Source organism: Pusillimonas sp., assembly GCF_035515275.1.
Lineage (GTDB): Bacteria > Pseudomonadota > Gammaproteobacteria > Burkholderiales > Burkholderiaceae_B > Pusillimonas.
The window spans coordinates 1-8,135 of sequence record NZ_DATJBQ010000131.1 but is presented as its reverse complement, the minus strand read 5'-3'; the positions used below and the strand labels follow the sequence as shown (position 1 = coordinate 8,135).

9 protein-coding genes are annotated in these 8,135 nt (G+C 59.2%); all 9 read right to left on the bottom strand.

The features are described from left to right. The coding region (locus tag VL003_RS09660; RefSeq protein ID WP_325441926.1) for a uroporphyrinogen-III C-methyltransferase at positions 1 to 1,059 on the bottom strand (1,059 nt) is incomplete at its 3' end. A 27-nt stretch (positions 1,060 to 1,086) separates the two neighbouring features. Continuing rightward, on the bottom strand, positions 1,087 to 1,905 hold the full coding sequence (locus tag VL003_RS09655; RefSeq protein ID WP_325441924.1) for a uroporphyrinogen-III synthase: 819 nt from the start codon (positions 1,903 to 1,905) through the stop codon (positions 1,087 to 1,089). Between the two features lie 9 nt (positions 1,906 to 1,914). Then, a complete protein-coding gene (gene hemC, locus VL003_RS09650; RefSeq protein WP_325441922.1) occupies positions 1,915 to 2,901 on the bottom strand; it encodes a hydroxymethylbilane synthase in 987 nt (328 codons plus the stop codon). Continuing rightward, positions 2,891 to 3,022: a hypothetical protein gene (locus VL003_RS09645; protein ID WP_325441920.1), complete on the bottom strand. Its 132-nt coding sequence runs from the start codon at positions 3,020 to 3,022 to the stop codon at positions 2,891 to 2,893. Before VL003_RS09645 ends, hemC begins: the two co-directional genes overlap by 11 nt. Beyond that, complete coding sequence (locus tag VL003_RS09640) at positions 3,009 to 3,728, bottom strand: TerC family protein (RefSeq protein WP_325441918.1); 720 nt, start codon at positions 3,726 to 3,728, stop codon at positions 3,009 to 3,011. The genes VL003_RS09645 and VL003_RS09640 overlap by 14 nt, the downstream gene beginning before the upstream one ends. A 148-nt stretch (positions 3,729 to 3,876) precedes the next feature. Beyond that, positions 3,877 to 4,758: a succinate--CoA ligase subunit alpha gene (gene sucD / locus VL003_RS09635; protein WP_325441916.1), complete on the bottom strand. Its 882-nt coding sequence runs from the start codon at positions 4,756 to 4,758 to the stop codon at positions 3,877 to 3,879. A 21-nt stretch (positions 4,759 to 4,779) separates the two neighbouring features. Next, the gene (gene sucC, locus VL003_RS09630) at positions 4,780 to 5,940 is read right to left on the bottom strand and encodes an ADP-forming succinate--CoA ligase subunit beta (protein WP_325441914.1); all 1,161 of its coding nucleotides are present in this window, start codon (positions 5,938 to 5,940) and stop codon (positions 4,780 to 4,782) included. An 83-nt stretch (positions 5,941 to 6,023) separates the two neighbouring features. Beyond that, positions 6,024 to 6,608 carry a DUF2889 domain-containing protein gene (locus tag VL003_RS09625; protein WP_325441912.1) on the bottom strand — a complete coding sequence of 195 codons (585 nt, stop codon included), beginning with the start codon at positions 6,606 to 6,608 and terminating at the stop codon, positions 6,024 to 6,026. 151 nt (positions 6,609 to 6,759) lie between these two features. Beyond that, positions 6,760 to 8,135: 5-methyltetrahydropteroyltriglutamate--homocysteine S-methyltransferase (metE, locus tag VL003_RS09620; protein WP_325441910.1), on the bottom strand; the 1,376-nt coding region annotated here is incomplete at its 5' end.

Below are 8,135 nucleotides of genomic sequence, written 5' to 3'. Positions count from 1 at the left end.
GTGACCTTCCACGGTGTTGATGTCGTAGCGCGATTGCAACGACTGCACCACCGCTTTGGTTTCAGTTTGCCAGACATCAGGTTGCTTCATCAGCAAAGCCAGCTGGGCTGTCATGAGCCGCAGGCGCAGTTTGTCGCGCAGCCCGGCTGCCTGTTCGGGCGACATCAGCAACGCGGAAGCATCATCGACCCGACGCACGCTAACCAGGCCCGCCAGGTCTTGCTTAACCGTCCACCATGCGTGGCCGGCCCAGTTGCTTGCCGAGGTGAAGTTACGTTGCCACCATGATGCCTTGGGGTCAATAGCCTGGGCTGCGGGCGGTGGCGACGTGCGTTGCGTCGATGCGGCCGACTCGGCAAGCGCCGGGGCGGCTTCGTCGGGAATAAGAAGCGGTGCAGCATCAATAAGACGACCGAGTTCGTCAATTCGGCTGGACAAGCGATTGATGTCGATGGTGGACACTGCACGCAGCCGCGCGAGGTCGCCGTTTATGGCCTGTTGCAACGAAGCAAGGCCGGGCCTGTTGGCGCGCGCAAGACGCGCCTGCGCGGTTTCCAATGCAATAAGAGCGTTGCTGACATTACCACCCAGCAGCAACTGCTGGTGGGCAATGGAAACCAATTGATCGATGTCGTTGACCAGGGCAATGTCGGTACCGCTATCGGTTAGCGTTTGCAAGGCCTGCTCGAGGCTCTGTACATGTTGCTGGGTTTCGGCAAGATCGGCTTGCAACTGCTGTAACTGCGAGGCCTGGGCTTGTGCCAGGCTTAAGGCTTGGGCCGCCTGACTGGTCGCCGCTTGCGCCGACTGGGCGCTTTGCTGTGCCTGGCTGCTTAACTGGTTGTCACGCTCTTGCATAGTGCGCTGCTGGTACCAGACCACGCCCGCCAGCGCCGCGATAATCAGCAGCAGTATCAATAGCGCCGCCACCCAGCGCGCAGTGCGCGACGACTTGGTCGGGAGCGTACCGGGTTTGGCCGCAGCTTGCGGATTATTCGTTTTTTTGGCCTGCGTTGCGCTGCCGCTGTCGGACGTATTGTCGGGTTTGGTATCTGTCATGGCGAAATTGTAATCCTTAGCACCTTTTCAGAGGGAGGCGAGCGATTTCACGGCTTGCAAGACGGCTTCGTCGGTAGGCTGGCATATGGTAACCGCCAGCTTGTCTACCTTACCAGAGGCCGCACCGAGCGATGATTGTAAACGCCCGGCGACACGAGGGTGTATCACCACATAACGGAAGGCGGCACAGGCCGGCAACAGATTGTGACGCTGGGCATTTTCGACAAACACCTGCACGCTGTGGGCGCTGGTCAACAAACAGATTACGGGCTGCCCCGTTTTCGCGGCGCGTTGCAGTTGCTGCACGGCCGTATGCTCCCAGTCCACGGGCTCGCGCTGGTAAGCCGTATGGCGATGCACCTGAATCCCCGCATCTTCAAGCTGAGCGCCAAGCCACTCGCGCCCTTCCTGACCGCGCACGATCAGGGCGTTGCGTACTTGCGCCAACTTGGGTTCCAGCGCCTTCCAAAGCGATTCTGAGTCTTGTTCGTCGGCGTCATCGGGGCGCACGATGTGCTCGGAAGGCACCCGCCCCGTTCGCTCGACCGCCGCCGCGGTGGCGGCGCCCACCACGCCGACCAAGCTGCGCTTGGGCCAAGACCGGGGCGTGGTGCTCGTTTGATCAAGCTGCTGAAAATACGATACGACCGCATTCCCCGATACGAAGACCACCAGATCGTAATGTTCTGGCGTTGGCAAAGCGCCCATCACGTTTGCCGGCTTGATTTCCAGCACCGGCATCAAAAGCGGCTTGAGGCCGAGCTGGGCAAGACCTTGGGCCAGCAGTTCATTACGCCCTTGTGGGCGTGTCAGGACGACCAGCGCATCTGCCACGCGTTGCGGCATGCCTACGGCCTAGGTGTTAGAAGCACCCGGAGGCGATTCGGGTACGGAATGTTCGGACAACAACGAGGCAAGAATCTGGCGTGCTCCTTGATCGAGCAGCTGAGCCGCAACCTGCCGGCCTAGCGATTCGGCCTGTTCGGGAGCGCCCGAGGCCTGGGCGCGAATCAGCGTCCGGCCGTCTGGCTGCGCGACCAGACCACGCAAATTCAAGACGCCGTTTTCTATTTGCGCATAGGCTGCCAAGGGCACTTGGCATGACCCACCCAACTGGGCGGAGACCATGCGCTCGGCCAATGCACACCAGGTTGAATTCTGACACTGAAGCGGCGCCAGCCATGCAAGAATATCGGCACGCTCGGCCATGACCTCGATGCCCAAAGCCCCCTGCCCCGCAGACGGCAGACTTTGTTCGGGGCTAAGGTAAGCACGAATACGGTCTGTAAGACCCAGACGCTGCAACCCCGCAGCGGCAAGAATAATGGCGGCGTATTCGCCTCGGTCGAGCTTGCCCAGGCGGGTATCAAGGTTGCCGCGCAAGGGGCGAACCGTTAAGTGCGGGTAAAGCGCGCGTATCTGCGCCTCGCGGCGCAAGCTGGACGTACCCACCACGGCACCGGCCGGCAACTGGGCGAGCTCGCCGACCTGGTTGGAAACAAGCGCATCGCGGGGATCTTCGCGCTGCATGACTGCAGTGAGCGCAAAGGGCAGCTTCAGGTCGACCGGCACATCTTTAAGCGAATGGACGGCCAGGTCGGCACGCCCGTCGAGCAAGGCGGTTTCAAGCTCTTTGACGAACAAGCCCTTGCCCCCCACCTTGGACAAGGTGCGATCCAGTATCTGGTCGCCCCGGGTGGTCATTTCAAGCAGATCGACCTGGCATTGCGGGTACAACTCAAGCAAAAGGCTGCGCACGTGATGCGCCTGCCACAGCGCCAGGCGACTGGCGCGTGTGGCAATCACCAGCCTGCTCGGCTGCGAAACACGACTAACCGGCATAGTAATTAAGGATCAGATAGGCAGCGATGCCAATAATGGCCAGAATGAAAAGGCCCTTGAGCAGCGACATGCCGGAATCAGAATCTTTTTTTTCTTCGGAGGACGGTTTATACAGACCCATGTGTAGTACCTTTTTTGGCGTTCATGCGTGCGGCCAGCCATTTGCCGCCCCCTACCACCAGGACGACGCCGACCACTTCTGCCGCTATTTTAGCCGTGGCGCTAGGCTCGCCGAATTGATTCACGACAAAGACGTCGGTAATCAGCATGCCGCCCGCGATCCAGCCCAGCAGCCCGGCGCCGAACAGCACCACAGTGGGGAAGCGGTCGATCAGCTTAAGTACCAGCGTACTGCCCCAGATAATAATGGGCACACTAAGCAGAAGACCGAAAATCACGTAGCCCATCTGATGGTCGGTGTGTGCGTTCATTGCTGCCCCCGCAATGGCAATGACGTTGTCCAGGCTCATGACGAAGTCGGCGACCAGAATGGTTTTTACAGCCGCCCATACTGAAGAGCCGGCCGAAATATTACTGTGATGACCCTCTTCGGGCAGCAGCAGCTTGATGCCGATCCAGAGCAGCAACACCCCGCCCACGACTTTAAGGAACGGAATATTGAGCAATTGGAGTGCAAAGAAGATCAGGACGACCCGCATGGCGATAGCGCCCGCAGTACCCCAAAGGATGCCGCGCATGCGCTGCCGGGGGTCGAGCTTGCGGCAGGCCAATGCAATGACCACTGCATTGTCGCCGCCCAGCAAAATGTCGATCATGACAATCTGGAACAACGCCCCCCAGTGAAGGGTACTAATAAAATCCGCCATCTGGTCTCCTGACCATGCAATAGAGTTTGAAGCAATATGGTATCGCAAGAACAAGGCACTACAAAAAAAACGCCTTGCTCTTGCCTTGACGAAACGGCCAAAAAAGCCCGCCGAGGCGGGCTTTGAACGCTGCGTGCCTAAGCAGGCATTACAGCACCGATTTAAGCAGTTTGCCCATTTCGGAAGGGTCGCGTGTAGTGCGGATGCCGCAAGCTTCCATCACTTCAAGCTTGGCGTCGGCCGTGTCGGCTCCGCCGGAAATGAGCGCACCGGCGTGGCCCATGCGTTTTCCGGGAGGCGCCGTGACGCCGGCAATAAAGCCGACCACAGGTTTCTTCATGTTGTCTTTGGCCCACTCGGCAGCGTTGACTTCGTCAGGTCCGCCGATTTCACCGATCATGACCACCGCATCAGTGTCGGGGTCGTCGTTGAACATCTTGAGCACATCGACGTGCTTGAGGCCATTGATGGGGTCGCCACCAATACCCACGGCCGAAGACTGGCCCAGGCCCAGCTCGGTAAGCTGAGCCACGGCTTCGTAAGTTAGCGTGCCCGAACGGCTGACCACGCCGATACGACCCTTGCGCGAAATGTGACCGGGCATAATGCCGATTTTCAGCTCGTCAGGGGTGATAAGGCCGGGGCAGTTGGGGCCCAGCAGCAAGGTCTTTTTGTTTTCGGCGCGCATGCGGTTGCGCAGCAAGAGCATGTCGCGAACCGGAATGCCTTCGGTAATGCAAATGACCAGGTCCAGGTCGGCGTCTACGGCTTCCCAGATGGCATCGGCAGCGCCTGCAGGCGGCACATAAATCACCGAAACGGTGGCGCCGGTTTCGGCCTTGGCTTCTTTTACCGAAGCGTAAATAGGCACGCCCTCGAAGTCTTGGCCGGCCTTTTTAGGATGCACGCCGGCGACGAAGGCTTCTTTTCCGTTGGCGTACTCGCGGCAGTAATGAGTATGGAACTGGCCGGTTTTGCCGGTCATTCCTTGAGTGATGACTTTGGTGTCTTTGTTGATCAAGATCGACATTGAAAAATCCTCGGCAAATTCTTATTTGGCGGCAGCTACGACTTTCTGCGCAGCTTCGGCCATGGTGTCGGCGCTGATGATGGGCAGGCCCGATTCGGCCAGCAGCTTCTTGCCCAGTTCTTCGTTGGTGCCCTTCATGCGCACGACCAGCGGCACGCTAAGGTTAACGGCCTTGCACGCCGCAATCACGCCCTCGGCGATGATGTCGCAACGCATGATGCCGCCGAAGATGTTGACGAGAATGGCTTCGACGCCTTCGTTCTTGAGCATGATCTTGAACGCCTCGGTCACTTTCTCGGCTGTGGCGCCGCCGCCGACGTCCAGGAAGTTGGCCGGCTCGCCGCCGAACAGCTTGATGGTGTCCATGGTGGCCATGGCCAGGCCGGCGCCGTTGACCAGGCAGCCGATGTTGCCGTCGAGCTGAATGTAGGCCAGGTCGAACTTGCTGGCTTCGACTTCAGCGGGGTCTTCTTCGTCGAGGTCGCGGTATTCAACGATTTCCGGATGACGGTACAACGCGTTCGAGTCGAAGTTGAACTTGGCGTCCAGGGCAATGATGTTGTTCTTGCTGTCGCGGTTCAACGGGTTGATCTCGACCAGCGAAGCATCGGTGTCCATGTAGCACTGATACAGCTTTTGGAAGATGTCTACGGCCTGATCCAGCGATTCGGCGGGCAGCTCGATTGCCTTGGCAATTTTTACGGCCTGCTCTTTGGTAAAGCCAACCAGCGGGTCAATGTACTCGGTAATGATCTTCTCGGGCGTGGACTCGGCCACTTCCTCGATATCCATACCGCCTTCGCTCGAGGCGATGAAGGCCACTTTTTGAGTGGCACGGTCGGTTACCAGGGAAACGTAGTATTCCTTCTGGATGTCGGCGCCTTCTTCAATGTAAAGGCGACGCACCTTCTGGCCTTCGGGGCCGGTCTGGTGAGTGACCAGTTGCATGCCCAGAATCTCGGAAGCCAGCTTGCGCACTTCGTCGATGGAACGAGCCAGCTTAACGCCGCCGCCCTTGCCACGACCGCCCGCGTGAATCTGTGCCTTGACGACCCATACCGGACCGCCCAGTTTTTCAGCTGCAGCCACAGCCTCGTCTACGGAAAACGCAGGGATCCCGCGCGGCACCGTCACGCCAAATTTCTTCAGCAGTTCCTTGCCTTGATACTCGTGAATTTTCATTGGTTACCTGTCAGAACGTAATAATGAGAAGAAAGCTTTTCTTGGTGTATTTGCAACACACCTATTTGCCGGAAATATCGCGTCTATTCTCGTTGGGGCTCGCCTCTTTCGGGCGCCACATACCAACGAGGATAGTGTTTGGCCGCCACCGGACCGTCCGTACGCAGGGCATGGCAACCGTCGAGTTCGAAGGGCTTTTTATCAGACTGCTTGCCCGTGCGTGCGCGCTCTTCGCGCATGCGGCCGGCCATGCACTGCACGGCCACCGTGGGCAGAAGATACGAGAGCTCGGTTAAATGCGTGCAGCCTGCGGCTTGGCCGAAGCGGTCTTTGACCGCGTGACGGAACTTGCGCAAAAGATTAAGGCCCACCAGTTTGTGGTAGGCCGGTGCGATGGAGAAACAGTTTTCGTCGAAAGGCGCCGCATCGTAAGCCGCCTGAGCAGCCGTGATGGTGAAATCTTTATCGACAGTGACCCGCAGGTGCATGTTGTGCACCGGCACGCCCTTTTTATGGGTTGTGCCATTTTCGCGCGGAAAATCATAATCCTTTACGTCGATGAGCTCGGCGTCCAGATCCCATTGTCCGTCACTGCGGGCATAGGCATCTACACGCACAGAGCGCGTATGCAGCAATTCGCGGGGAACGTCTGGCAAAGGAAGGGGCATTGAAAGGCAGATTGGGCGGTTACGACAAACTGATCAAGTATAACGCAGCGCGCCAACGCCGGCTAAGACCGGCCGGCGCATTGCCGCCCGCCAATGCGCCGGCCGCCCCTGAACGGAGCAAGCCGGCAAAGTACACGAACCGAAACGGGAGTCAGGCCGCACGCAAGGTGCGAGCCGCCTGCACCATGGCTTCGAGCGCCCCCCTCGTTTCGGGCCAGCCTCGGGTTTTCAGACCACAGTCGGGGTTGACCCAAAGCCTCTCGCCAGGCAAACGGGCGGCTGCATTTTGCATCAAGGACACCATGGACTCGATGGTAGGCAGGTTGGGCGAGTGAATGTCATATACCCCCGGACCGATATCGTTCGGGTACGAAAAGTCTTCGAATGCGCCCAGCAGTTCCATATTGGATCGCGAGGTTTCAATGGTGATGACATCGGCGTCCATGGCGGCAATGGCTTCGATAATGTCGTTGAACTCGGAGTAGCACATATGGGTGTGAATCTGCGTGCCGTCTTCGATGCCGGAGGTCGCCAGGCGAAAGCTCTCGACTGCCCACTCAAGATAGGCCTGCCAGTCGTCTCGACGCAAGGGCAGCCCTTCGCGAAACGCGGGCTCGTCGATCTGAATGACCCTGATCCCCGCCTGTTCCAGATCGGACACCTCGTCGCGCAGTGCCAAGGCCAGCTGACGGCAGGTGTCCCGCCGCGGCTGGTCGTCGCGCACGAACGACCACTGCAACAAGGTGACCGGCCCAGTCAACATGCCCTTGACCGGCTTTTCGGTAAGCGACTGGGCGTAAGTGCTCCAGCCAACCGTCATGGGCGCCGGCCGCAAGACATCGCCGTAGATAATTGGCGGCTTGACGCAACGCGAGCCGTAGCTTTGCACCCACCCGTTCTGCGTGAAGGCGAAGCCCGCAAGCAATTCGCCGAAGTACTCGACCATGTCGTTGCGCTCGGCTTCGCCATGTACAAACACGTCCAGGCCGATTTCTTCCTGGAAGCGGATGGCCGACTCGATCTCTGCGCGCACGGCTTTCTCGTAGGCCGCATCGGAAAGCGCCCCGTGCCGCCAATCGCGCCGCAAGCGCCGGATTTCGGCTGTTTGCGGGAACGAGCCGATGGTGGTGGTGGGATAGGCAGGCAACCCAAGCTCCTTGCGCTGCACAGCAATACGCTGTTTGAACGGAGTGCGGGCCTGTGACAAGTTGTGCGAATCAGCCAACTGTCGGCGCACGGCTTCGTTATGGGTGCGAACCGATTGACGACGCGATTGCAGCGCTGCGCGCTGGGCGTGCACGGCAGCCGCCTGAACCTCATCAAGGTCGTCGTTCAGCATGTGAACCAGCAGCGCGAGCTCATCCAGCTTTTGCACGGCAAACGACAGCCACGACTTCAATTCTGGATCGAGTTGAGTTTCAAGGTCTAAATCGACAGGCACATGCGCCAGCGAGCAAGAGGGCGCCAGCCAAAGCCGCTCGCCCAGATGCTTTCGCAAGGGCTGCAACCATTGCAGGCGGTCGTCCA